Annotated in this window: 22 protein-coding genes; 7 read left to right on the top strand and 15 right to left on the bottom strand. The window is 61.5% G+C overall.

What is annotated here, in order from left to right; genetic code table 11:
* Window positions 1-40: 40 nt before the first annotated feature.
* The 5 genes from REA38_RS19885 to REA38_RS19865 form a co-directional block, all read right to left on the bottom strand.
* Window positions 41-1690: a Na+/H+ antiporter gene (locus tag REA38_RS19885; protein ID WP_004936822.1), complete on the bottom strand. Its 1650-nt coding sequence runs from the start codon at window positions 1688-1690 to the stop codon at window positions 41-43.
* A gap of 196 nt (window positions 1691-1886) precedes the next feature.
* The gene (locus REA38_RS19880; protein ID WP_004936819.1) at window positions 1887-3248 is read right to left on the bottom strand and encodes an NCS2 family permease; all 1362 of its coding nucleotides are present in this window, start codon (window positions 3246-3248) and stop codon (window positions 1887-1889) included.
* 332 nt (window positions 3249-3580) lie between these two features.
* Complete coding sequence (locus REA38_RS19875; protein WP_060439609.1) at window positions 3581-3988, bottom strand: VOC family protein; 408 nt, start codon at window positions 3986-3988, stop codon at window positions 3581-3583.
* 47 nt (window positions 3989-4035) lie between these two features.
* Window positions 4036-4704 carry a glutathione S-transferase gene (locus tag REA38_RS19870; RefSeq protein ID WP_308886497.1) on the bottom strand — a complete coding sequence of 223 codons (669 nt, stop codon included), beginning with the start codon at window positions 4702-4704 and terminating at the stop codon, window positions 4036-4038.
* Complete coding sequence (locus REA38_RS19865) at window positions 4701-5144, bottom strand: lipocalin-like domain-containing protein (RefSeq protein ID WP_033636188.1); 444 nt, start codon at window positions 5142-5144, stop codon at window positions 4701-4703. The genes REA38_RS19870 and REA38_RS19865 overlap by 4 nt, the downstream gene beginning before the upstream one ends.
* Window positions 5145-5340: 196 nt before the next feature.
* On the opposite strand from REA38_RS19865, the gene REA38_RS19860 reads away from it, so the two are divergent.
* Together REA38_RS19860 and REA38_RS19855 are read left to right on the top strand one after the other, a co-directional pair.
* Window positions 5341-5601 carry a YdgH/BhsA/McbA-like domain containing protein gene (locus tag REA38_RS19860; RefSeq protein ID WP_033636189.1) on the top strand — a complete coding sequence of 87 codons (261 nt, stop codon included), beginning with the start codon at window positions 5341-5343 and terminating at the stop codon, window positions 5599-5601.
* A gap of 149 nt (window positions 5602-5750) precedes the next feature.
* On the top strand, window positions 5751-6500 hold the full coding sequence (locus REA38_RS19855) for a 3-oxoacyl-ACP reductase family protein (protein ID WP_033649717.1): 750 nt from the start codon (window positions 5751-5753) through the stop codon (window positions 6498-6500).
* Between the two features lie 62 nt (window positions 6501-6562).
* Here REA38_RS19855 and ssb1 read toward each other — a convergent pair whose 3' ends face one another.
* Window positions 6563-7096, bottom strand: coding sequence for a single-stranded DNA-binding protein SSB1 (gene ssb1, locus REA38_RS19850; protein ID WP_033654707.1), 534 nt, complete (start codon window positions 7094-7096; stop codon window positions 6563-6565).
* 277 nt (window positions 7097-7373) lie between these two features.
* Here ssb1 and uvrA point away from each other — a divergent pair, with 277 nt between their 5' ends.
* Together uvrA and REA38_RS19840 are read left to right on the top strand one after the other, a co-directional pair.
* Window positions 7374-10202: an excinuclease ABC subunit UvrA gene (uvrA, locus tag REA38_RS19845; RefSeq protein WP_308886496.1), complete on the top strand. Its 2829-nt coding sequence runs from the start codon at window positions 7374-7376 to the stop codon at window positions 10200-10202.
* Between the two features lie 229 nt (window positions 10203-10431).
* Window positions 10432-11484, top strand: a complete 1053-nt coding sequence (locus REA38_RS19840) for a zinc-binding dehydrogenase (RefSeq protein ID WP_197807369.1) — start codon at window positions 10432-10434, stop codon at window positions 11482-11484.
* 30 nt (window positions 11485-11514) lie between these two features.
* Here the strand turns inward: REA38_RS19840 and maa are convergent, their stop codons facing one another.
* From maa to REA38_RS19815, 5 genes are all read right to left on the bottom strand, one after another.
* Window positions 11515-12072 carry a maltose O-acetyltransferase gene (gene maa / locus REA38_RS19835; protein ID WP_086580622.1) on the bottom strand — a complete coding sequence of 186 codons (558 nt, stop codon included), beginning with the start codon at window positions 12070-12072 and terminating at the stop codon, window positions 11515-11517.
* A gap of 150 nt (window positions 12073-12222) precedes the next feature.
* A complete protein-coding gene (locus REA38_RS19830) occupies window positions 12223-12576 on the bottom strand; it encodes an MmcQ/YjbR family DNA-binding protein (protein WP_019453210.1) in 354 nt (117 codons plus the stop codon).
* Window positions 12577-12580: 4 nt separating this feature from the next.
* The gene (locus REA38_RS19825; RefSeq protein ID WP_004936779.1) at window positions 12581-12997 is read right to left on the bottom strand and encodes a secondary thiamine-phosphate synthase enzyme YjbQ; all 417 of its coding nucleotides are present in this window, start codon (window positions 12995-12997) and stop codon (window positions 12581-12583) included.
* Window positions 12998-13123: 126 nt separating this feature from the next.
* Window positions 13124-14317: an amino acid aminotransferase gene (locus tag REA38_RS19820; protein ID WP_308886494.1), complete on the bottom strand. Its 1194-nt coding sequence runs from the start codon at window positions 14315-14317 to the stop codon at window positions 13124-13126.
* 80 nt (window positions 14318-14397) lie between these two features.
* Window positions 14398-14871, bottom strand: coding sequence for an Lrp/AsnC family transcriptional regulator (locus REA38_RS19815; protein WP_049201491.1), 474 nt, complete (start codon window positions 14869-14871; stop codon window positions 14398-14400).
* 215 nt (window positions 14872-15086) lie between these two features.
* On the opposite strand from REA38_RS19815, the gene REA38_RS19810 reads away from it, so the two are divergent.
* Window positions 15087-15854, top strand: coding sequence for a transporter substrate-binding domain-containing protein (locus REA38_RS19810; RefSeq protein WP_308886493.1), 768 nt, complete (start codon window positions 15087-15089; stop codon window positions 15852-15854).
* A gap of 44 nt (window positions 15855-15898) precedes the next feature.
* Here REA38_RS19810 and alr read toward each other — a convergent pair whose 3' ends face one another.
* Both alr and dnaB read right to left on the bottom strand, forming a co-directional pair.
* Window positions 15899-16978, bottom strand: a complete 1080-nt coding sequence (gene alr / locus REA38_RS19805) for an alanine racemase (RefSeq protein ID WP_049232853.1) — start codon at window positions 16976-16978, stop codon at window positions 15899-15901.
* A gap of 17 nt (window positions 16979-16995) precedes the next feature.
* On the bottom strand, window positions 16996-18420 hold the full coding sequence (gene dnaB, locus REA38_RS19800) for a replicative DNA helicase (RefSeq protein WP_025160134.1): 1425 nt from the start codon (window positions 18418-18420) through the stop codon (window positions 16996-16998).
* Between the two features lie 167 nt (window positions 18421-18587).
* Here dnaB and REA38_RS19795 point away from each other — a divergent pair, with 167 nt between their 5' ends.
* Entirely contained in the window at window positions 18588-19571 is a 984-nt protein-coding gene (locus REA38_RS19795; protein ID WP_033636199.1) for a quinone oxidoreductase, read from the top strand.
* Between the two features lie 300 nt (window positions 19572-19871).
* Here the strand turns inward: REA38_RS19795 and pspG are convergent, their stop codons facing one another.
* Together pspG and dusA are read right to left on the bottom strand one after the other, a co-directional pair.
* Window positions 19872-20090 carry an envelope stress response protein PspG gene (pspG, locus tag REA38_RS19790; RefSeq protein ID WP_033636200.1) on the bottom strand — a complete coding sequence of 73 codons (219 nt, stop codon included), beginning with the start codon at window positions 20088-20090 and terminating at the stop codon, window positions 19872-19874.
* 157 nt (window positions 20091-20247) lie between these two features.
* Window positions 20248-21258 (bottom strand): tRNA dihydrouridine(20/20a) synthase DusA, encoded by a 1011-nt coding sequence (gene dusA / locus REA38_RS19785; protein WP_308886492.1) that lies wholly within the window; start codon window positions 21256-21258, stop codon window positions 20248-20250.
* A 225-nt stretch (window positions 21259-21483) separates the two neighbouring features.
* Between dusA and REA38_RS19780 the strand changes: the two genes are divergently transcribed.
* Window positions 21484-21915 (top strand): tetratricopeptide repeat protein, encoded by a 432-nt coding sequence (locus REA38_RS19780; protein ID WP_374213801.1) that lies wholly within the window; start codon window positions 21484-21486, stop codon window positions 21913-21915.
* Window positions 21916-21921 lie beyond the last annotated feature (6 nt).

Below are 21921 nucleotides of genomic sequence, written 5' to 3'. Positions count from 1 at the left end.
GGAAGAAATAAAGAGGAAAACATGATTCCTCTTCTGAGGTTTACCCTTCGCGCTCGATCAGCAGCGCCTCGAGCAAGTCGAGATCGTGCAGCAGTTTTTGCAGCGTCTCGTTGCTGATTTTCTGCGTGGCGCGCAGATGGTACAGCTCGCCGCGTTCGGCACGCAGCGCCGTCAGGCGGAAACGCCGCTCGAGGTTTTCCATCGCCAGCGCATTCTCGATATCGTCTTTCGACGCGATACGCCGCCGCAGCATGCCCGTCACCCGCGAGCTGACCTCTTTCAACACCTGCGGATCGAGGTTCTCTTCGGTATCGGCAACCAGGCGCTCTTCCATTTTATTCACGCTCTCGATCGCCACTTCGGCCGCCATGGCGATCGCCATGCGTTCTTCCTGCTTGCTGGCGCTCTTGTCGGTCACCTGCACGCCGCGCAGCAGCAGCGGCAACGCCAGCACGCCGACGATCAACGACAGCAGGATCACCCCGGCGGCGATAAACACCAGCTGATAGCGCGCCGGGAAGGCGGTGCCGTCGCTCAGCAACAGCGGTATCGACAGCACACCGGCCAGAGTAATCGCCCCGCGCACCCCGGCGAACGACGCCACCCACAGCTCACGCGTGCTGTAGTCGCCGAACTGCAGCGGGCGCTTTTTCATAAAGCGGTTGCTGGCCTTCTTCATTACCCACAGCCAGGTGAAACGCAGCACCAGCAGCGCGGCGTAGATGGTGGCCACGTCGGCGAACAGGTACCAGGTCTGGATGGTCGGATCCAGCTCCGCCTGCAGGATGGAGGTCTCAAGAATGCCCGGCAGCTGCAGGCCCAACATGATGAACACCATGCCGTTGAATACGAATTCCAGCATCGCCCATACGCTGTTGGCGCGCAGGCGCATCGCCAGCGGCGCGTTGCGGATCACGCCGGACTGGCTGATGGTCATCCCCGCCGCTACCGCCGCCAGGATGCCGGAAACGCCGATATGTTCGGCGATCAGGTAAGAAGCGAACGGCAGCAGCAGCAGGAACACGATCTGGGTCGCCGGATCGTCGCCGCTCCAGCGGCTCATCACCCGCAGCGATTTACTGTAGGTCCAGGTGACCGCCACGCCGGCCAGCAGGCCGCCGATCGCCACTTTGAGAAACTCGAGGGTTGCGCCGCCCACGGTGAACACCATGGTGCCCATCGCCACCGCGATGGCGAACTTGAGCGACACCAGGCCGGACGCGTCGTTCATCAGCGCCTCGCCCTCGAGCACGCCCATGATCGGCTTGGGAATGCGCCCTTTGCCGACGATGCCGGACAGCGCCACGGCATCGGTCGGCGACAGCACCGCCGCCAGCGCGAAGGCTGCCACCAGCGGAATGCCCGGCACCATGGCGTAGATCAGATAACCGACGCCGACCACGGTGATCAGCACCAGCACCAGCGCCAGGCCGAGAATTTCACGCCCGTGGTGCAGGAATTCGCGCGTTGGCGTTTTCCAGCCGTCGGCGAACAGCAGCGGCGGAATGAACAGCACCAGGAACAGTTCGGGATCAAAGTCGACGTGCAGCCCGAAATGCGGCCAGGCCAACAGGGCCCCAATGGCGATTTGCATCAGCGGCAGCGGCACCTGGAACGGCAACATGCGCGTCACCACCCCGGACAGGGAGACCACCAGGATCAAAATGAGGATTGTAAAAAAGATTTCCATGCTTTCCTTAGACTCTACGATTCAGACGACATCGGCTCAGGGCCTGCGTTGGTCCCGATAGTAGATCACTTTTTTTACAGCCGTTAAAGCTTGTTGTGCCTTTCAAAACGCGGTGCAGAGCAGAAGAAGACTTATCTTAAGAAGGGAATTGCCGTGACAGCTTCCCTCGCCCGCCGGGCGAGGGAAACCCGAGGGCTTAAATCGCCCAGCCGCCGGCGTAGAACGCCACCAGCGCCACGGCGATCAGCACGGTGCCGATGTTCAGCTTGCGCCATTCGCCGGAGAAGATGCGGCCGATGACCAGCGAGCTGAAGCCCAGCATGATGCCGGTAACGATGTTGCAGGTCAGCACGATGAACACCGCGCACAGCAGGCCGGCCATCGCGTCGACGAAGTCGTTGAAGTCCAGCTTGGTGACGTTGCTCAGCATCAGCAGGCCGACGTACATCAGCGCCGGTGCGGTGGCATAGACCGGCACCAGATAGGCCAGCGGCGACAGGAACAGGATCAGCAGGAACAGAATGCCGACCACGGTGGCGGTCAGGCCGGTCTTGCCGCCCGCGGCGGTGCCGGCGGCGGATTCGATGTAGACCGCGGCGGGCGCGGCGCCCACCAGGCCGGAGAAGATGCTGCTCAGGGAATCCGAGGTCAGCGCCTTGCCGCCGTTGATGATCTGGCCGTCTTTATCCAGCAGGTTGGCCTGCCCGGCCACCGCGCGGATGGTACCGGTGGCGTCGAACACCGCGGTCATCACCAGCGCCAGCACGCTCGGCAACACCACCGGCTGCAACGCGCCCATGATATCCAGGCTGAAGATCAACGATTTGCCATCAGCGTCCGCCAGGCTCGGCATGGCGAACAGCCCCTGGTATTTCACCGCCGGGTCGAAGATCAGGCCGATGATGGAAATGGCGATGATCACCAGCAAAATGCCGCCGGGCACGCGCAGTTTTTCCAGGCCGAAGATCACCGCCAGGCCGACCAGCGTCATTACCACCGGGAAGGAGGTGAACGCGCCGAGCGCCACCGGCAGGCCATCCAGCGGATTCTTCACTACCAGGCCGACGCCGTTGGCGGCGATCAGCAGCAGGAACAGACCGATACCGATGCCGGTGCCGTGCGCCACGCCCATCGGCAGGTTGCGCAGGATCCAGGCGCGGATACCGGTGACCGAGATAATGGTAAACAGTACGCCCATCAGGAACACCGCGCCCAGCGCCACCGGAATGCTGATGTGCTGGCCCAGCACCAGGCTGAAGGCGGTGAAGGCGGTCAACGAGATCGCACAGCCGATCGCCATCGGCAGGTTAGCCCACAGCCCCATCAGCAGCGAGCCCAGACCGGCCACCAGGCAAGTGGAGACAAACACCGCCGCCGGCGGGAAGCCCGCTTTGCCCAGCATGCTCGGCACCACGATCACCGAGTACACCATCGCCAGGAAGGTGGTCAGCCCCGCCACCACCTCCTGGCGCACGCTGCTGCCGCGCGCGGAAATTTTAAAATAGCCATCAAGCCCGCCGGTTGGTTTTGCGGCGTGGTTCGCTTGAGAGTTCGACATAGGTTACTTCCCCTGTGTTTCATGAATCGGCCCGTCGCAGCAGGCCTGTAATCTCGCCCGCGCCCGATCGTCACGTAATCGTTTACGTCACGTTCCGCATCCGTGCCCTTCCGTCGCAGCGCCAACGGCGATGCGCACCAAGGCAAACGTTTAACTCGCAGCGCGCGGTACGGGTGATTTATGGTGGTTTATTCAAGGCAAACGATTATCCTGCCTTCCCTAGCGTCTAATCAACTAAAGATCGCGGCAATTTATGCAGAAAGCGGCGGAAATGGCGCCTGCACGATAAAACCGGGGCGACGAGCGCCCCGGCGAATTCCGTCACGGCGGGGTTATTGCGCCTGCACCGCCGCGGGATCCATATACATCAACTCCCAGATATGGCCGTCCAGATCCTGAAAACCGTGGCCGTACATCACGCCGTAGTCCCGCGGCGGGTGGTAGGTGTTGCCGCCGCCGGCGACCGCCTTGCGCACCAGTTCGTCCACCGCCGCCCGGCTGGGCTGCGACAGGCAAACCAGCACTTCGGTGGCCTGTTTGGCGTCGCCGATCGGGTTCGGGGTAAACACCCTGAATTTGTCATGGGTCAGCAGCATCACGTAAATCGTGTCGCTGACCACCATGCACGCGGCGGTGTCATCGGTAAATTGCGGGTTGAAAGTGAAACCCAGGCGGGTGAAAAACGCCATCGAGGCGGGCAGATCGCGTACGGGCAGGTTAACGAAGATTTGCGTAGCCATGGGCTACCTCCGATGAAGAATGACCCCATCGAGTATAGCCCATCCGGTTAACTCAGCAGGTCGTAAGGGCCGCCCTGCTCCAACGCCCGCTGGTAGGCGGGCCGGGCGTGAATGCGCTGCAGAAAGCCGCGCAGTTTCGGGCAATCATCCAACGCGCCGCGCGCCGCCATCGCCTCCAGCGGGAAGCTCATCTGTATGTCCGCCGCGCTGAAGTCGTTGCCGACGAACCAGCTGCCCTTGTTCAGGTGCTGCTCGAGATACTCGCAGTGCGGCGCGATCTGCTTGTCGAGATATTCGCGCTGCACGCCCTTGCCGATCGCGCCGGCCACCGGCCGCAGCAGCCAGGGGATCGGCGGCTGGCCGAGGCGGCTGAACACCAGTTTCATCACCAACAGCGGCATCAGCGATCCTTCGGCGTAGTGCAGCCAGTAGCGGTATTGCTGGCGCGCGTGGAAGTCGGTCGGCATGAACATCCCTTGCGCGTCATAGGCTTCCTGCAGATATTCGATGATGCCGCCGGATTCCGCCAGCGTCAGATCGCCGTCGACGATCACCGGTGATTTGCCCAGCGGGTGGATCTTTTTCAGCGCCGCCGGCGCCAGCATGGTCTGCGGATCGCGTTCGTAGCGTTGCACCTGATAGGGCACGCCCAGCTCTTCCAGAAACCACAGAATGCGCTGCGAGCGCGAATGATTGAGATGATGAACAATGATCATAAAGAAGCTCCTGTCCGCTGCCACACCAGTTCGCCCACCTGCACGCCGTTGCCGAGCTGCAAGGGCACCGTGCGCAACGTCAGCCGATCGCCGCTGAAAGCGTAAAAACGCACCTGACGGCTGCCTACCCAGTTGGGGAACGAGCAGCCTTCGACCTGATGCACCACCCGCTGCTCACTTTCCTCCACCTGATAGCGACCGAAGTAGCAAATCATATTGATGAAGGCGGCGCGGATCTCCCGCTCTGACCCCTGCGCCAAATCGTCGGCGGCGAAACGCGGCCGCACGGCGCTGTAAAGCTGCGCCGCCATCGTGCCGTTGGCCTCATAATGGATGCGCCCCAGCACCTGCTCGCCCAGCGGGTAATTCAGCTCGCCGTCCTGGTTCTCAAATGCCGAGGACACCAGCGCCCAGCTGCCGATAAATGCGTTTACCGTCATTACGCTTCTCCGGTTAAGGATCGTCTGTAAAGGGTAGTGGCGATTTTTACCGCGCGCCAGCGGATGAAAAAACAATCAGTTTATTTGACAGAGATACTCAAAACTCTCCGATTTTTTATTCCAGCCTGTCGCACTACTATTTAATACATCGAGAGACAACGGGCTCTCATCCAATCAATACGCTGAGGAATACATCATGAAAAACGTCAAAATTTTTGCTACCGCTGCGCTGCTGGCTACCGCTTCTTTCGCTACCTTCGCCGCTGACCTGCCGTCCAGCCAACCCGCTGCAGACGCCCAGAAAATCGGCGTAGTCTCCGTTAGCGGCGCCAGCAACCTGAGCGCGCTGGAAAGCGAACTGGCCAGCAAAGCCGCTGCGTCAGGCGCCAGCTCATACCGCATCGTCGCCGCCGGCGGCCAGAACAAACTGTACGGCACCGCAGAAATCTTCAACTGATCGTCGAACAGCCAACCGACGGAAGAAAGAAGCCCCGCAAGGGGCTTTTCTCGTTGTGGGCAGGCAAAGCTCTTTGTGAACAGTGGCCGCCAGACATTTCACCGATACTGGGAATAACGCCTTACCCTCACCCACTTTGGAGAAATAACATGACCACAGCACAACCTCTGCATGGCAAAGTCGCGTTCGTCCAGGGCGGCTCACGCGGCATCGGCGCCGCCATCGTGAAACGGTTGGCGAGCGAAGGGGCCGCGGTCGCCTTTACCTACGCCGCCTCGGCCGATCGCGCCGAAGCGGTGGCAAGCGCCGTTACCGCCGCCGGCGGCAAAGCCCTCGCCATCAAGGCCGACAGCGCCGATGCGGCGGCGCTGCAGCAGGCGGTGCGCCAGGCGGTCAGCCAGTTCGGCAACCTGGATATTCTGGTGAACAATGCCGGGGTGTTTACGCTGGGCAGCACCGAGGAGCTGGCGCTGGACGATTTGGATCGCATGCTGGCGGTCAACGTGCGCAGCGTGTTCGTCGCCAGCCAGGAAGCGGCGCGCCACATGAACGACGGCGGCCGCATCATTCACATCGGCAGCACCAACGCCGAGCGCGTGCCGTTCGGCGGCGCGGCGGTGTATGCGATGAGCAAATCGGCGCTGGTCGGCCTGACCAAAGGCATGGCGCGCGATCTCGGCCCGCGCGGCATCACCGTCAATAACGTGCAGCCCGGCCCGGTAGACACCGAGATGAACCCGGACGCCGGTGAGTTCGCCGAGCAGCTCAAGCAGCTGATGGCGATCGGCCGCTACGGCAAAGATGAAGAGATCGCCGGCTTCGTCGCCTACCTCGCCGGCCCGCAGGCGGGTTATATCACCGGCGCCAGCCTGAGCATCGACGGAGGCTTCTCGGCGTAACCATCCCTGAAATGCAAAAAGCCCCGTGAAGGGGCTTTTTTTTGGCTGCAAACGGCCGGATATCAGAACGGGATATCGTCGTCGAAATCCATTGGCGGTTCGTTGCTGCTGGCCGCCGGAGCGCTGTTCTGCGCCGGGCGCGACTGCTGCTGGCCGCCGCTGAACTGGTTGCCGCCCTGTGGCTGCTGAGGCTGGCCCCAACCGCCCTGGCCGCCGGCAGATTGACCGGCCGGTGCGCCGCCGCCCTGACGGCCGCCCAGCATCTGCATGGTGCCGCCGACGTTAACCACGATCTCGGTGGTGTAGCGATCCTGGCCGCTCTGATCCTGCCATTTACGGGTCTGCAGGGAGCCTTCGATGTAGACCTGAGAGCCTTTACGCAGGTATTCGCCCGCCACTTCGGCCAGTTTGCCGAACAGCACGACGCGGTGCCACTCGGTCTTCTCTTTCTGTTCGCCGGTCGCCTTGTCACGCCAGCTTTCGGAGGTCGCCAGGGTAATGTTGGCCACTGCGCCGCCGTTCGGCATGTAACGGACTTCTGGATCCTGACCCAGATTCCCGACCAGAATTACTTTGTTTACGCCTCTGCTGGCCATGAGCACTTCTCCCGATGATTGATTTCTACACAGTATAAACGCGTCAGTTTACCACGCTGAGTGCGAAACCACACCCGTGTTGATAAGTGCGAATTGCATTCCAGAATTGTCTTTTCGATCGACCTTGTTGCATTCGCATACTGGATATTCATTCAGGTTTTTTTGTGTCATAATTATGCGTTTCGACCTGGCTGTGCCGGTTTTTTGCGAGATCCATCACAAAATCCCCCGCAAAAATCGCGACAGGCGCGGTGTATCATCAAGACGGGAAGTGTAAATGGACAATATCGAAGTTCGTGGTGCTCGAACCCATAATCTGAAAAACATCAACCTGATTATCCCGCGTGACAAACTGATCGTCGTCACCGGCCTGTCCGGTTCCGGCAAGTCATCGCTGGCTTTCGATACGCTGTATGCCGAAGGGCAACGCCGCTACGTCGAATCGCTCTCCGCCTATGCGCGCCAGTTCCTGTCGCTGATGGAAAAACCGGACGTCGATCATATCGAGGGCCTGTCGCCGGCGATCTCCATCGAGCAGAAATCCACCTCACACAACCCGCGATCCACGGTCGGCACCATCACCGAGATCCACGACTACCTGCGCCTGCTGTTCGCCCGCGTCGGCGAGCCGCGCTGCCCGGATCACCATGTGCCGCTGGCGGCGCAAACCGTCAGCCAAATGGTCGATAACGTGCTGAGCCAGCCGGAAGGCAAGCGCCTGATGCTGCTGGCGCCGGTGGTGAAAGACCGCAAGGGCGAGCACACCAAAACGCTGGAAAACCTGGCCGCCCAGGGCTATATCCGCGCGCGCATCGACGGTGAAGTGTGCGATCTGTCCGATCCGCCGAAGCTGGAGCTGCAGAAGAAACACACCATCGAAGTGGTGGTCGACCGGTTCAAGGTGCGCGAGGACATGGCGCAGCGCCTGGCCGAATCGTTCGAAACCGCGCTGGAGCTGTCCGGCGGCACTGCGGTGGTGGCGGATATGGACGACGAGAAAGCGGACGAGCTGCTGTTCTCCGCCAACTTCGCCTGCCCGATCTGCGGCTACAGCATGCGCGAGCTGGAACCGCGCCTGTTTTCCTTCAACAACCCGGCCGGCGCCTGCCCAACCTGCGACGGCCTGGGCGTGCAGCAGTTCTTCGATCCGGATCGCGTGGTGCAAAACCCCGAGCTGTCGCTGGCCGGCGGCGCGATCCGCGGCTGGGATCGCCGCAACTTCTATTACTTCCAGATGTTGCGCTCGCTGGCGGAGCACTATGAGTTCGACGTCGAAGCGCCGTTCAACACCCTGAGCGCCGACGTGCAGAAGGCGGTGCTGAGCGGCTCCGGCAAAGAGTCGATCGAATTCAAATACATCAACGATCGCGGTGATACCACCGTGCGCCGTCATCCGTTCGAAGGCGTGCTGCACAACATGGAGCGCCGCTATAAAGAGACCGAATCCAGCGCGGTGCGCGAAGAATTGGCGAAGTTCATCAGCAATCGCCCTTGCGCCTCGTGTCACGGCACCCGCCTGCGCGAAGAAGCGCGCAACGTGTTCGTCGAAGACACCACGCTGCCGGAGATCTCCGATCTGAGCATCGGCCATGCGATGACCTTCTTCCAGAACATGAAGCTCAGCGGCCAACGCGCCAAGATCGCCGAAAAAGTGCTGAAAGAGATCGGCGATCGCCTGAAATTCCTGGTGAACGTCGGCCTGAACTACCTGTCGCTGTCCCGCTCGGCGGAGACGCTCTCCGGCGGCGAAGCGCAGCGCATCCGTCTGGCCAGCCAGATCGGCGCCGGCCTGGTGGGCGTGATGTACGTGCTGGATGAGCCGTCGATCGGCCTGCACCAGCGCGACAACGAGCGCCTGCTGGAAACGCTGATCCACCTGCGCAACCTCGGCAACACGGTGATCGTGGTGGAGCATGACGAAGACGCCATCCGCGCCGCCGACCACGTGATCGACATCGGCCCCGGCGCCGGCGTACACGGCGGCCAGGTGGTGGCGGAAGGCACCGTCGACGACATCATGGCGCAGCCGGACTCGCTGACCGGCCAGTTCCTCAGCGGCAAGCGCGAGATCGCCATTCCGGCGCAGCGCGTGCAGGCCGATCCGACCAAGGTGCTGAAGCTGAGCGGCGCGCGCGGCAACAACCTGAAGGACGTGACGCTGACGCTGCCGGTTGGTCTGTTTACCTGCGTCACCGGCGTGTCCGGCTCCGGCAAATCGACGCTGATCAACGATACGCTGTTTCCGATCGCTCAGCGCCAGCTCAACGGCGCCACCATCGCCGAACCGGCGCCGTTCCGCGAAGTGACCGGCCTGGAACATTTCGACAAGGTGATCGACATCGATCAGAGCCCGATCGGCCGCACGCCGCGCTCCAACCCGGCCACCTACACCGGCATTTTCACCCCGGTGCGCGAGCTGTTCGCCGGCGTGCCGGAATCGCGCAGCCGCGGTTATACGCCGGGCCGTTTCAGCTTCAACGTCAAGGGCGGGCGCTGTGAAGCCTGCCAGGGCGACGGGGTGATCAAGGTTGAGATGCACTTCCTGCCGGACATCTACGTGCCGTGCGATCAGTGCAAGGGCAAGCGCTATAACCGCGAAACGCTGGAAGTGAAGTACAAGGGCAAGAGCATCCACGAAGTGCTGGAGATGACCATCGAAGAAGCGCGCGAGTTCTTCGACGCGGTGCCGGCGCTGGCGCGCAAGCTGCAGACCCTGATGGATGTCGGGCTGTCCTACATCCGCCTCGGCCAGTCGGCCACCACGCTCTCCGGCGGTGAGGCGCAGCGCGTCAAGCTGGCGCGCGAGCTGTCGAAGCGCGGCACCGGCCAGACGCTGTATATCCTCGACGAACCGACCACCGGTCTGCACTTCGCCGATATCCAGCAACTGTTGGCGGTGCTGCATCAGCTGCGCGATCAGGGCAACACCATCGTGGTCATCGAGCATAACCTGGACGTGATCAAGACCGCCGACTGGATCGTCGATCTGGGGCCGGAAGGCGGCAGCGGCGGCGGCGAGATCCTGGTCGCCGGCACGCCGGAAACCGTGGCCGAGTGTGAAAAATCGCACACCGCACGCTTCCTGAAACCGCTGTTGAAGCCGTAGTGCCGCCGGCGTGCGGGCCGTCGCTCAGGCGGCCCATACGCTGGCCCGTTTCGCTGCAATCAAACAGAAACAGGCAAGATTTCGACATTTTCAGGCATTTCCCTCCGCGCTCACCGCTTTTATCATCAATGTTCCCTCGGCGGCCGCCCTGTCTGACTCAGGCCGCGTCTCACCGGCACTCCGCTGCCGGCCAAGCGTTGTCCCCCATACATTGATAACTGGAGCGACCATGAACATTACCCATGCCTATGCCGCGCATGACGCGAAGTCTGCGCTGGTGCCTTTCGATTACCAGCCGCGCGCCCTGCGCGACCACGATGTGCAAATTCAGGTGTTGTTCTGCGGCGTCTGCCACTCGGATCTGCACCAGGCGCGCAATGAATGGAGCAATACCATTTACCCGGTGGTGCCGGGCCACGAAATCGTCGGCCGCGTTAGCGCCGTCGGCGGCCACGTCTCGCGTTACCGGGTCGGCGATCTGGTCGGCGTCGGGTGCATGGTAGATTCCTGCCGCAGCTGCCCGAGCTGCGATGAGGGGCTGGAGCAGTATTGCGAGAACGGCTTCACCGGCACCTATAACGGTCAGGACCGCCAGACCGGCGCCGTGACCTACGGCGGCTACTCCACCGATCTGGTGGTGGATCAGGACTTCGTGCTGCGCGTGCCGGAGAATCTCGATCCGGCCGGGGTCGCGCCGCTGCTGTGCGCCGGCATCACCACCTATTCGCCGCTGCGCCAGTGGGGCGCGGGACCAGGCAAAAAGGTCGGCATCGTCGGGCTCGGCGGGCTGGGGCACATGGGCGTCAAACTGGCGCGAGCGATGGGCGCGCACGTGGTGCTGTTCACCACCTCGCCGTCGAAAATCGAAGACGCCAAGCGTCTTGGCGCGCATGAAGTGGTGATTTCGCGCAACCCGGAGGAGATGGCGCAGCACGTCAACAGCTTCGACTTCATCCTCAACACGGTAGCGGCCCAGCACGATCTGAATCCGTTCCTCAACCTGCTGCGCCGCGACGGCACCCTGACGCTGGTCGGCGCGCCGGAGCACGATCATCCGTCGCCGCAGGTGTTCAATCTGATCATGAAGCGCCGCCGCATCGCCGGTTCGCTGATCGGCGGCATCGCGGAAACGCAAGAGATGCTGGACTTCTGCGGCCAACACGGCATCACGTCGGATATCGAGCTGATCCCGATGCAGCAGATTAATGAAGCCTATGAGCGCATGCTGAAAAGCGACGTGAAGTACCGCTTCGTGGTGGATATCGACTCGCTGCGGGTCTGATGACGGCGGGCGCCCAACGGCGCCCGTTTCTTATAGCTGCTTGATGATCCTGGCCGGGTTGCCGCCCACCACGCAATTGGCCGGCACGTCTTTGGTTACCACCGCGCCGGAGGCCACGACCGCATTGTCGCCGATGGTCACCCCCGGATTGATCACCGCGCGCCCGCCGATCCACACGTTGTCGCCAATCCTGACCGGCTTACCGAACTCCGCGCCGCCGACGCGGGTCTCGGCGTCCAGCGGATGGGTCGCGGTGTAGATATGCACGCCCGGCGCCAGCAGGCAGTTGTCGCCGATATGCACCTCGCACACGTCGAGGATCACGCAGTCGAAATTGGCGTAGAAGTTCTTGCCGAGATAAATGTTATAGCCGTAGTCGCAGCGGAAGGTCGGCTCGATGGTGCCGCCCTGATAGCCGCCCAGCAGCTCGCCCAGCCACTGTTTGCGCAGCACGCCCTCTTCCGGCGAGGAGTGGTTATAGCGATGCGTCAGCTGGCGCGCGCGCCGACGCTCGCTGCGCAGCAGGTCATCGCCGGCGTCGTACAGTTCCCCGGCGATCATCTTGCGCTTTTCTTCGCTGATGGCCATGTCGGCCTCCTTATTTTACCCGCGGTTCTTGAATGCCCAAGCGTAGCCGCTTTAGCCCGGCAATAAAAAGGGAACGTTCCCAATCTAAAGCCGCGATCACGCTTTAACATGAAAAAGCAGGAGAAAACGGGCGGCGGCGCCGCCCGGCAATCAGGCGCGCAGTTCCTGGCGCACGTGTTCGGGCAGGCCTTCCACCACCAGCTGATAGGAGCTGTCGATCAGCGTGTAAAACTGCGAGTTCGGCAGGTTGCCGTCAAGAAACACCGTGTTCCAGTGCGCCTTGTTCAGGCCGTCGCAGGCGACGATCTCCGGATGGTGTTCACGCAGGCTTTCCGCCAGCTCCGGGCTGGACTTGACCGCCAGCGCCGGCCGCCCTTCGACCTCGCACACCATGGCGAACATCACGTCGCCCACCTTGATCTGGCTGGCCTGCCACTGGTTCTGGTCGCTTTGTTCCGCGCCCGGCTTCGCCATGCAGTACTCCAGCAATGCACTGTTATTCATTGGGTTATTCCCCCTGTAACGTGGCCACAATACGGCGTGCTCCGCCGTGGATGCGGTGCTCCCCCAGCCAGATGCCCTGCCATGTGCCCAACATCAGCCGCCCGTGCCTGACGGGCAGCGTCAGAGAAGCGCCCAACAACGAGGATTTGATGTGCGCCGGCATGTCGTCCGGCCCTTCGTAGTCATGCTGATAGGGTGCGTTTTCCGGCACCTGACGCAGGAAATGCTGCTCCATATCGGCTCGCACCGTGGGATCGCAGTTCTCGTTGAGCGTCAGCGAGGCCGAGGTATGCTGCAGCAACAGATGCAGCAGGCCGGTTTGCAGGCGGTGTAAGTGGGTTAACTGGTTGACGATCTCGTCGGTAACCAGATGAAAGCCACGCGCTTTTGCGCTGAGGATTAGCGTTTGCTGATGCCACATGAGTGAGCGCCCCTCAATCAGTATATTCTCTCTCCGGTTTGCGGCAACTTCGGCGGCGCGCCGGCAATAAAAAAGGAGCGATATCGCTATCGCTCCCCGATGAACGTCCCTTCAGCCTAACAGGCGTTACTGCACCGCGGCAAACGCCTCGGCCACCTGACGCACGTTGTTGTGGTTCAGGCCGGCCACGCACATGCGGCCGCTGTGGATCAGGTAGACGCCGAACTCTTCACGCAGGCGATCGACCTGCGCCGCGCTGAAGCCGGTGTAGCTGAACATGCCGCGCTGCGCCAGCAGGTAATCAAAGTTGCGCTGCGGCAGCGCGCTCCTCAGGGTGTCCACCAGCGCGTGACGCATCTCGAGAATGCGGGTGCGCATGCTCTCCACTTCGTCCAGCCACTGGGTTTTCAGCTGGGCGTCGTTCAGCACCTTGGCCACCAGCTGCGCGCCGAAGTTCGGCGGGCTCGAGTAGTTGCGGCGCACGGTGGCCTTCAGCTGGCCCAGCACGCGCCCGGCCGCCTCTTCGCTTTCGCACACCACCGACAGGCCGCCGACGCGCTCGCCGTACAGCGAGAAGATCTTCGAGAACGAGTTGCTCACCAGGCACGGCAGGCCGGCCGCAGCGATGGCGCGAATGGCGTAGGCATCCTGCTCCATGCCGCCGCCGAAGCCCTGATAGGCAATGTCGAGGAACGGAATGATTTCACGCTCGGCGATCACCTTGACCACCTCATCCCACTGGGCAGGGGTCAGGTCGGAACCGGTCGGGTTGTGGCAGCACGGGTGCAGCAGCGCGATGCTGTGCTTCGGCAGCTGTTTCAGCGCAGCGAGCATGGCGTCAAACTTCACGCCCAGGCTTTCGCTGTCGAAATACGGGTAGGTATTCACCTTGAAACCGGCGCCGCTGAAGATGGCGACGTGGTTTTCCCAGGTGGGATCGCTGACCCACACCTGCGAATCCGGGAAGTAGCTTTTCAGGAAGTCAGCGCCCACTTTCAACGCGCCGGAACCGCCGACGGTCTGAATGGTGGCGATACGCCCCTGCTGCAGCATCGGGTGCTGCGCGCCGAACAGCAGATGCTGGATGGCGGAACGGTAGGGTTGCAGCCCTTCCATCGGCAGGTATACCGAGGCGCCGTGCTCGACGCTGTTCAACTGCGCCTCCGCCGCGGCGACCGCCCGCATCTGCGGAATGATGCCCTGCGCATCGTAGTACAGGCCGATACTCAGGTTCACCTTGTGCGCGCGCGGGTCTTGTTTGAATTTTTCCATCAGCGACAGAATGGGATCGCCGGCATAGGCGTCAACGTTCTGGAACACGGGGTTTTTCTCCTGGTTTATTTATTGTGGTTTGGGCACAGCGTTACGTTCCTAATATAGACGGAAAACCGCGTTAGGTTTTAGCTTTCTCGCGCCACCGGCAATAAACCGTTTTCCTTGATGCGATTGAGCACCACCGCCGTTTTGATATGCGCCACGCTTTTGTGCGGCGACAGCGTCTGGCTGATGAATTCGCTCAGCGCCGGCAGGTCCGCCACCGCCACTTTCAGCAGGTAATCGGCGTCGCCGGTGGTCTTGTAAGCGTCGAGGATCGCATCCACCTCCTCCAGCATCTGATGAAAGCTGTCGATCTGCTCTTGGGCGTGCGTGATCAGGCTGACTTCGATCAGCCCCACCAGCCCCAGGCCGACCGCCTCCGGCGCCAGCCGCGCGTGGTAGCCGCGGATCAGCTGCGCCTGCTCCAGGCTGATACGCCGCCGCGAACACTGGGAGGCGGAGAGCCCCACCAGCTCGCTCAGCTCCTGATTGGTCAGACGGCCGTTGGCCTGTAACAGCGTCAGGATTTTCATATCAAAATCGTCAATGTTGTACATAGCCACCTGTAAACTGTGTTAATAAATGTTGACGTTACAGCCTACCAGTTTTTTTACCGTTGCCGACGTCACACCCTGGCGCTTAAATCGCGTACAGCAGCAACGCCCGGCGTTTTCGCCGGTAAGCGGCATAAAAAACGGCTAACTCATGCAGGTAAACGACAATTAACGGCGAAGTAACGCATAAAACCACGAATGTATAAAAAGGACGCCAGATGAAAAAGCTACTCCCTCTCGCGCTGCTGCTCGCCGCCGGCGGCGCCGGCGCGCAATCCCACCTGGACAAGGTGCTGCAGCAAAAGACCCTGGAGGTCTGCACCACCGGCGACTACAAGCCCTATACCTTCCTCAAGGAAGACGGCGGCTATGAAGGCATCGACATCGATATGGCGGAGTCGCTGGCCAAGAGCCTGGGCGCCAAAGTGAAGTGGGTGAAAACCAGCTGGAAAACCCTGACGCCGGACTTCGCCTCCGGCAAGTGCGATATCGCGATGGGCGGCATCTCCGTCACGCTGGAGCGACAAAAACAGGTGTTCTTCGCCGACAAGCTGGATACCGACGGCAAAATCCCGCTGGTGCGCTGCACCGACGTGAAGAAATACCGTACTCTCGAACAGATCAACAAACCGTCGGTGCGCCTGCTGGAGCCGGCGGGCGGCACCAACGAAGCCTTCGTGCACGCCTATCTGCCGAAGGCCAAGCTGACGCTGACGCACGACAACATGAGCATTTTCCAGCAGTTGGTAGACCGCAAGGCGGACGTGATGATCACCGACGCCTCCGAGGCGCTGTACCAGCAGAAGCGCTATCCGAAGCTGTGTGCGGTAAATCCGAGCAAACCGATGCAGTACGGCGAGAAGGCTTACATGCTGCCGCGCGACGATTTGAGCTGGAAACTGTATGTGGATCAGTGGCTGCACCTGGCCAAGGCGACCGGCGAGTATCAGAAGATTATCGATAAGTGGTTGGCGGTAAAGAAGTAACCCGCTGAGAAACGGGGCCGACGCGCGTCGGCCCCTGCTGCGCATCAGTCGCCGATGTATTCCATCGCCACGCGCTGCGTGAGCTTGGTGATAAGTTCGTAAGCGCTGATGCCGGTGCAGGCGGCGATGCGCTCGACCGGCAGCGCCTGGCCCCACAGCACCGCTTCATCCCCCACCTTATCGGCGGCGTCCGGCCCGAGATCGACCGAAATCATGTCCATCGACACCCGGCCGACGATCGGCACTTCGCGGCCGTTGATCAGGATCGGCGTACCGGTCGGCGCGCTGCGCGGGTAGCCGTCGCCGTACCCCATCGCTACCACGCCCAGCCGCGTATCGCGCGGGCTTACCCAGGTGCCGCCGTAGCCAACCGCTTCGCCGGCCTTGTGCTCGCGTACCGCGATCAGACTGGACTTCAGCGTCATCGCCGGCTGCAGCCCATGCTCGGCGCCGCTGCCGTTATCCAGCGGCGACACGCCGTACAAAATGATGCCGGGACGCACCCACTCATTGTGGGCATCCGGCCACAGCAGCGTGCCGCCGGACGCGGCGACCGAGCGCTGGCCCGGTTTGCCGCGCGCGAACTGCTCGAAGCAGGCGATCTGTTTCAGGGTGGCGTCGGATTCCGGCTCATCGGCGCGGCTGAAGTGGCTCATGATATTGACCGGCTGCGCCACGTTGCGGCAGGCGCACAGGCGCTGATAAAACGCTTCCGCCTGTTCGGGGCGCACCCCCAGCCGATGCATGCCGGTATCGAGCTTCATCCACACCGGCACCGGGCGCGCCAGCTTGGCCTGCTCCAGCGCTTCGAGCTGTTCGATGCTGTGCACCGCGGTTTCGATGTTGTTCGCCACCAGCACCGGCAGATCTTCGGCACAGAAGAAACCTTCCAGCAGCAGGATCGGTTTGACGATGCCGCCGGAGCGCAGCATCAGCGCCTCGCCGATGCGCGCCACGCCGTAGCAGTCGGCGTCTTGCAGGGTGTGGGCTGTTTCCAGCAGGCCATGTCCATAAGCGTTTGCTTTCACAACGGCAATCAGGCGGCTTTGCGGCGCCTGGCGGCGCACCTGTTGCAGATTATGTCGCAGAGCGCGGCGGTCGATTACAGCGGTTGCCGCTTTCATTTCAGTTCCTTAGCTGATTATTCGTCATCGTATTGTGGCCCCGCGTAGTTATCGAAACGCGACCACTGGCCGTTAAAGGTAAGGCGCACGGTGCCGATCGGGCCGTTACGCTGCTTACCGATAATAATTTCCGCGATCCCTTTCAGATCGCTGTTCTCGTGATACACCTCATCACGATAGATGAACATAATCAGGTCGGCATCCTGCTCGATAGAGCCGGACTCACGCAGGTCGGAGTTGACCGGGCGCTTATCGGCGCGCTGCTCCAGGCTTCGGTTCAGCTGCGACAGCGCCACCACCGGCACCTGCAGCTCTTTCGCCAGTGCCTTCAGCGAGCGCGAAATCTCGGCGATCTCCAGCGTACGGTTGTCGGACAGGGCCGGCACGCGCATCAGCTGCAGGTAGTCGATCATGATGAGGCTAAGCCCGTCGTGCTCGCGGAAAATGCGCCGCGCGCGCGAGCGCACTTCGGTCGGCGTCAGGCCGGAGGAGTCGTCGATGTACATGTTGCGCTTCTCCAGCAGGATACCCATGGTGCTGGAAATGCGCGCCCAGTCCTCGTCGTCGAGCTGGCCGGTACGGATGCGCGTCTGATCCACGCGCGACAGCGACGCCAGCATACGCATCATGATCTGCTCGCCGGGCATCTCCAGGCTGAAGATCAGCACCGGTTTTTCCTGGGTCATCGCGGCGTTTTCGCACAGGTTCATGGCGAAGGTGGTTTTCCCCATCGAAGGACGGGCGGCGACGATGATCAGATCGGACTTTTGCATGCCCGCGGTTTTCTTGTTGAGATCCTGATAGCCGGTATCGACCCCGGTCACGCCATCGTGCGGCTGCTGATACAGCTGCTCAATGCGCGACACGGTGTCTTCCAGAATACGCTCGATGCCCTTCGGGCCCTCGTCTTTGCTGGCGCGGTTCTCGGCGATTTGGAAGACGCGGGATTCCGCCAGATCGAGCAGGTCTTCGCTGCTGCGCCCCTGCGGATCGTAGCCGGCGTCGGCGATCTCGTTAGCCACCGAGATCATCTCGCGCACCACCGCGCGCTCGCGCACGATGTCGGCGTAGGCGCCGATGTTGGCGGCGCTCGGGGTGTTTTTCGACAGCTCGGCTAGGTAGGCGAAGCCGCCGACCGAGTCCAGTTCGCCCTTTTGTTCGAGCGATTCGGACAGGGTGATGAGGTCGATAGGCTTGCTCATCTCCAGCAGACGCTGCATCTCGGTAAAGATCAGGCGGTGCGGGCGGCTGAAGAAATCGTTGGCGACCACGCGCTCCGCCACGTTGTCCCAGCGCTCGTTATCCAGCATCAAACCGCCCAACACCGACTGCTCGGCCTCCAGCGAGTGCGGCGGCATCTTCAGCCCTTCCATCTGACGATCTCTGGAACGCTCTCTGGTTTCGTCCGCGTTTGTTTTGTTGGTTGGTTTTTTTCCTGCCATGAAACGTAGTCTTTATCCGGTTGCGAATGAAGGATCCTGACGCGAGAGTATACGTGATTTTTGCGCCATAACCGATGCAAAAAAGGTATTGAACCCCGCATGGGCAAACTGGATCTCCGAGACTAAAAAGAATAGGGTGAAATCAGACACTCCAACGAGGTAACGATATGGCCAAGCGCATTCAATTCTCCGCCACCGGCGGGCCGGAAGTCTTGCAATACGTTGATTTTACACCGCTCGATCCGGCTGCCGGGGAAGTGCAGATCGAGAACAAGGCGATCGGCATCAACTACATCGACACCTATGTGCGCAGCGGGCTGTACGCGCCGGCCAGCCTGCCGAGCGGCCTCGGCACCGAGGCGGCCGGCGTGGTAGTCAAGGTCGGCGCCGGGGTCAGCGCGATCAAACCGGGCGACCGGGTGGTGTATGCGCAGTCGTCGCTCGGCGCCTACAGCGAAGTCCACAACGTGCCGGAAGAAAAAGTGGCGCTGCTGCCGCACAACCTCAGCTTTGAGCAGGGCGCCGCCTCTTTCCTCAAAGGGCTGACGGTGCACTACCTGCTGCGCCAGACTCACGAAGTGCAGCCGGGTGAAGTGTTCCTGTTCCATGCCGCCGCCGGCGGGGTTGGCCTTATCGCCTGCCAATGGGCCAAAGCGCTGGGTGCGCGCCTGATCGGCAGCGTCGGCTCCGACGAGAAGGCCGCCCTGGCGAAACAGGCCGGCGCCTGGGCCACCATCAACTACCACAAAGAGGATATCGCCCAGCGGGTGGCCGAGCTGACGCACGGCGAGAAGGTTGGCGTAGTGTACGATTCGGTGGGGCAAAGCACCTGGCAGGCCTCGCTCAACAGCCTGAAACGCCGCGGCCTGATGGTCAGCTTCGGCAATGCCTCCGGCCCGGTGACCGGCGTCGATCTGGCGCTGCTCAACCAGAAAGGATCGCTGTACGTCACCCGCCCTTCCCTCAACGGCTACGTCACCAACCGCGCCGAACTACAGTACGCCAGCAACGAGCTGTTCTCGCTGATCGGCAGCGGCGCCATTCGGGTGGAGGTGAGAGACGAGCAGAAATTTGCGCTGGCCGACGCCCAGCGGGCGCACCAGGTGCTGGAAAGCCGCAGCACCAGCGGCTCCAGCCTGCTGATCCCCTGATAGCGGCAAAAGAAAAGGGCTCCTTGCGGAGCCCTTTCTGTTACTGCGTTTTGTAGGGGTAGAGCAGAGTCCGCCAGAGACAGGGGGTTGCTTCAGCAACACGAATTTTGGTTGTCTCTCACGGTGATGAAATCGGTCGCATCACTGCATCGATCCACATCCTAACAGCCCCGTTCGGCAAAAAACACGCTTTATGTGCCACATCGCCGGGGAAAACTGCCAAGCTGTGATCGTTGCCGCATTCGCGGTGCGAAAAATTGTGCAAGTTTCAGTGTGACTGTCTGATTATTCAGCAAAAAATCAGTAACGCCTGGCCTGCGGTTTCTGCATCGCGCGGTAAATCCATACCCCGACCACCGCCAAAATCAGCCACGGCAGCAGCTTGATGACCACCGCGAACAACCCGCCCACCAGCATGAACGCCGCCGCCGCCAACAGCGCAGCGAAGATCCCCAGCAGCGAGATGCCGGTCACCATCAGCATCACCACAAAGCCAATGAGAAAGAAGATTTCCAACATGATTGATCCTTTGCAACTCAACGTATCTGCAGAGTGAATTACAAGAAGCGTGCCAGAATGGCGGAAGGGCTAACCTATTGAAAAAACGGTGCAGGCATCCAGCAACGTGCCGAATGCCTGGCGAAAAAGACTAACTGTTGGTCAAAATTTTTGTGGGTTACGCCATTTCGACACGCGGCTGACGCACCAGCGCCAGCGCCTGCTCCACCACCCGCGCATCGGCGCCCGGCTTGTGGGCGTTCTCGCTCAGGTGGCGACGCCACTGGCGCGCGCCCGGCACGCCCTGGAACAAACCGAGGATGTGGCGGGTGATGTGGCCGAGATAGGTGCCGTTGGACAGCTCGCGCTCGATATACGGATACAGCGCTTCGACGATCGCCACGCTGTCCGGCACTGCGGTCTGCGCGCCGAACAGTTCGCTGTCGACCCGCGCCAGGATGCCCGGATTCTGGTACGCCTCGCGCCCCATCATCACGCCGTCCAGATGCTGCAGGTGCTGCCGCGCCTCCTCCAGCGTTTTCACCCCGCCGTTGATGGCGATGGCCAGCGCCGGGAAATCCCGCTTCAGCTGATAAACGCGCGGGTAGTCCAGCGGCGGCACTTCGCGGTTCTCTTTCGGGCTGAGGCCGGAGAGCCAGGCCTTGCGCGCGTGAATGGTGAACATGTCGCACTCACCGCGCCCGGCGACGGTCTCGATAAAGTCGCACAGGAAGGCGTAGCTGTCCTGATCGTCGATGCCGATGCGGGTCTTCACCGTCACCGGGATCGACACCACGTCGCGCATCGCCTTGATGCAGTCGGCGACCAGCGCCGCCTGCCCCATCAAACAGGCGCCGAACATGCCGTTTTGCACGCGATCGGACGGGCAGCCGACGTTGAGGTTAATCTCGTCGTAACCGCGCTGCTCCGCCAGTTTGGCGCAGTGCGCCAGCGCGGCCGGATCGCTGCCGCCCAGCTGCAGCGCCACCGGATGCTCTTCTTCGCTGTAGGCCAGGTAGTCGCCTTTGCCGTGGATGATCGCGCCGGTGGTCACCATTTCGGTGTACAGCAGCGTTTCCTTGGTCAGCAGGCGGTGGAAGTAACGGCAATGACGATCGGTCCAGTCGAGCATCGGCGCGATGGAGAAACGATTGGCGGCGTAGGTTGGGGCGTGGTTGTCTTTCGTCATGCTGAGTTACTGGCTACCTGAGTCTGTCTGGGTTCAACGAACGGCGCGCGGCCGCAAACGGCTATTATAACGACAATCGGCGCCGTTGGGAAAACCGCCTTGCCGGCGGCGTAAATAAGCGGGAGTAAGGCGAATAATTTCACTCGTTCAAGTTTTATCACTACGGGCGCACACGACGCCTCTGCCTTGAAGACACGACCATGAAAATCTTCGTTAAACACCTGGATGGCCGGCTGTCTGCTGTTTTCCGGTGCGGCGCTGACGATGGATGGCGACGGCAGCAATCAAACCCCGCCTACCTGTCCAAGAGGCCAGGTCTACGACAGCAAAACCCAGACCTGCATGGTGGATAAAGGCGGCAGAATCGGCGACGCAGACCGCACCAGCTATGCCTATGCGCTGGCGAAAAGCGGCCGCTATCAGGAAGCGATCGATGTACTCAACACGCTGAAAGATCCCAATACCGCCGTCGCACTGAATTATCGCGGCTATGCCACGCGCAAACTTGGCCGCACCGATGAGAGGATCGGCTATTATTTAAAATTAGCCGCCCTCGTTCCGAAATCCCCTAAAGTGCACGAGTACCTGGGGGAAGCCTATATGCTGAAAAGCCGGCCCGATCTGGCAGCGGCCATCGTTCACCAACCGGAATCTTGATCAGAT

This window comes from Serratia sp. MF1(2023) (assembly GCF_030954545.1).
Taxonomy (GTDB): domain Bacteria; phylum Pseudomonadota; class Gammaproteobacteria; order Enterobacterales; family Enterobacteriaceae; genus Serratia; species Serratia sarumanii.
Note: the sequence above shows the minus strand (reverse complement) of the source record. Positions and strands in the feature narration are given on the sequence as shown.

Excerpts from the sequence above, each read along its gene's own strand:
- REA38_RS19885 (WP_004936822.1), bottom strand. The coding sequence starts at position 1,690 with ATGGAAATCTTTTTTACAATCCTCATTTTGATCCTGGTGGTCTCCCTG.
- REA38_RS19880 (WP_004936819.1), bottom strand. The coding sequence starts at position 3,248 with ATGTCGAACTCTCAAGCGAACCACGCCGCAAAACCAACCGGCGGGCTT.
- REA38_RS19875 (WP_060439609.1), bottom strand. The coding sequence starts at position 3,988 with ATGGCTACGCAAATCTTCGTTAACCTGCCCGTACGCGATCTGCCCGCC.
- REA38_RS19870 (WP_308886497.1), bottom strand. The coding sequence starts at position 4,704 with ATGATCATTGTTCATCATCTCAATCATTCGCGCTCGCAGCGCATTCTG.
- REA38_RS19865 (WP_033636188.1), bottom strand. The coding sequence starts at position 5,144 with ATGACGGTAAACGCATTTATCGGCAGCTGGGCGCTGGTGTCCTCGGCA.
- REA38_RS19860 (WP_033636189.1), top strand. The coding sequence starts at position 5,341 with ATGAAAAACGTCAAAATTTTTGCTACCGCTGCGCTGCTGGCTACCGCT.
- REA38_RS19855 (WP_033649717.1), top strand. The coding sequence starts at position 5,751 with ATGACCACAGCACAACCTCTGCATGGCAAAGTCGCGTTCGTCCAGGGC.
- ssb1 (WP_033654707.1), bottom strand. The coding sequence starts at position 7,096 with ATGGCCAGCAGAGGCGTAAACAAAGTAATTCTGGTCGGGAATCTGGGT.
- uvrA (WP_308886496.1), top strand. The coding sequence starts at position 7,374 with ATGGACAATATCGAAGTTCGTGGTGCTCGAACCCATAATCTGAAAAAC.
- REA38_RS19840 (WP_197807369.1), top strand. The coding sequence starts at position 10,432 with ATGAACATTACCCATGCCTATGCCGCGCATGACGCGAAGTCTGCGCTG.
- maa (WP_086580622.1), bottom strand. The coding sequence starts at position 12,072 with ATGGCCATCAGCGAAGAAAAGCGCAAGATGATCGCCGGGGAACTGTAC.
- REA38_RS19830 (WP_019453210.1), bottom strand. The coding sequence starts at position 12,576 with ATGAATAACAGTGCATTGCTGGAGTACTGCATGGCGAAGCCGGGCGCG.
- REA38_RS19825 (WP_004936779.1), bottom strand. The coding sequence starts at position 12,997 with ATGTGGCATCAGCAAACGCTAATCCTCAGCGCAAAAGCGCGTGGCTTT.
- REA38_RS19815 (WP_049201491.1), bottom strand. The coding sequence starts at position 14,871 with ATGTACAACATTGACGATTTTGATATGAAAATCCTGACGCTGTTACAG.
- REA38_RS19810 (WP_308886493.1), top strand. The coding sequence starts at position 15,087 with ATGAAAAAGCTACTCCCTCTCGCGCTGCTGCTCGCCGCCGGCGGCGCC.
- alr (WP_049232853.1), bottom strand. The coding sequence starts at position 16,978 with ATGAAAGCGGCAACCGCTGTAATCGACCGCCGCGCTCTGCGACATAAT.
- dnaB (WP_025160134.1), bottom strand. The coding sequence starts at position 18,420 with ATGGCAGGAAAAAAACCAACCAACAAAACAAACGCGGACGAAACCAGA.
- REA38_RS19795 (WP_033636199.1), top strand. The coding sequence starts at position 18,588 with ATGGCCAAGCGCATTCAATTCTCCGCCACCGGCGGGCCGGAAGTCTTG.
- pspG (WP_033636200.1), bottom strand. The coding sequence starts at position 20,090 with ATGTTGGAAATCTTCTTTCTCATTGGCTTTGTGGTGATGCTGATGGTG.
- dusA (WP_308886492.1), bottom strand. The coding sequence starts at position 21,258 with ATGACGAAAGACAACCACGCCCCAACCTACGCCGCCAATCGTTTCTCC.
- REA38_RS19780 (WP_374213801.1), top strand. The coding sequence starts at position 21,484 with ATGGCCGGCTGTCTGCTGTTTTCCGGTGCGGCGCTGACGATGGATGGC.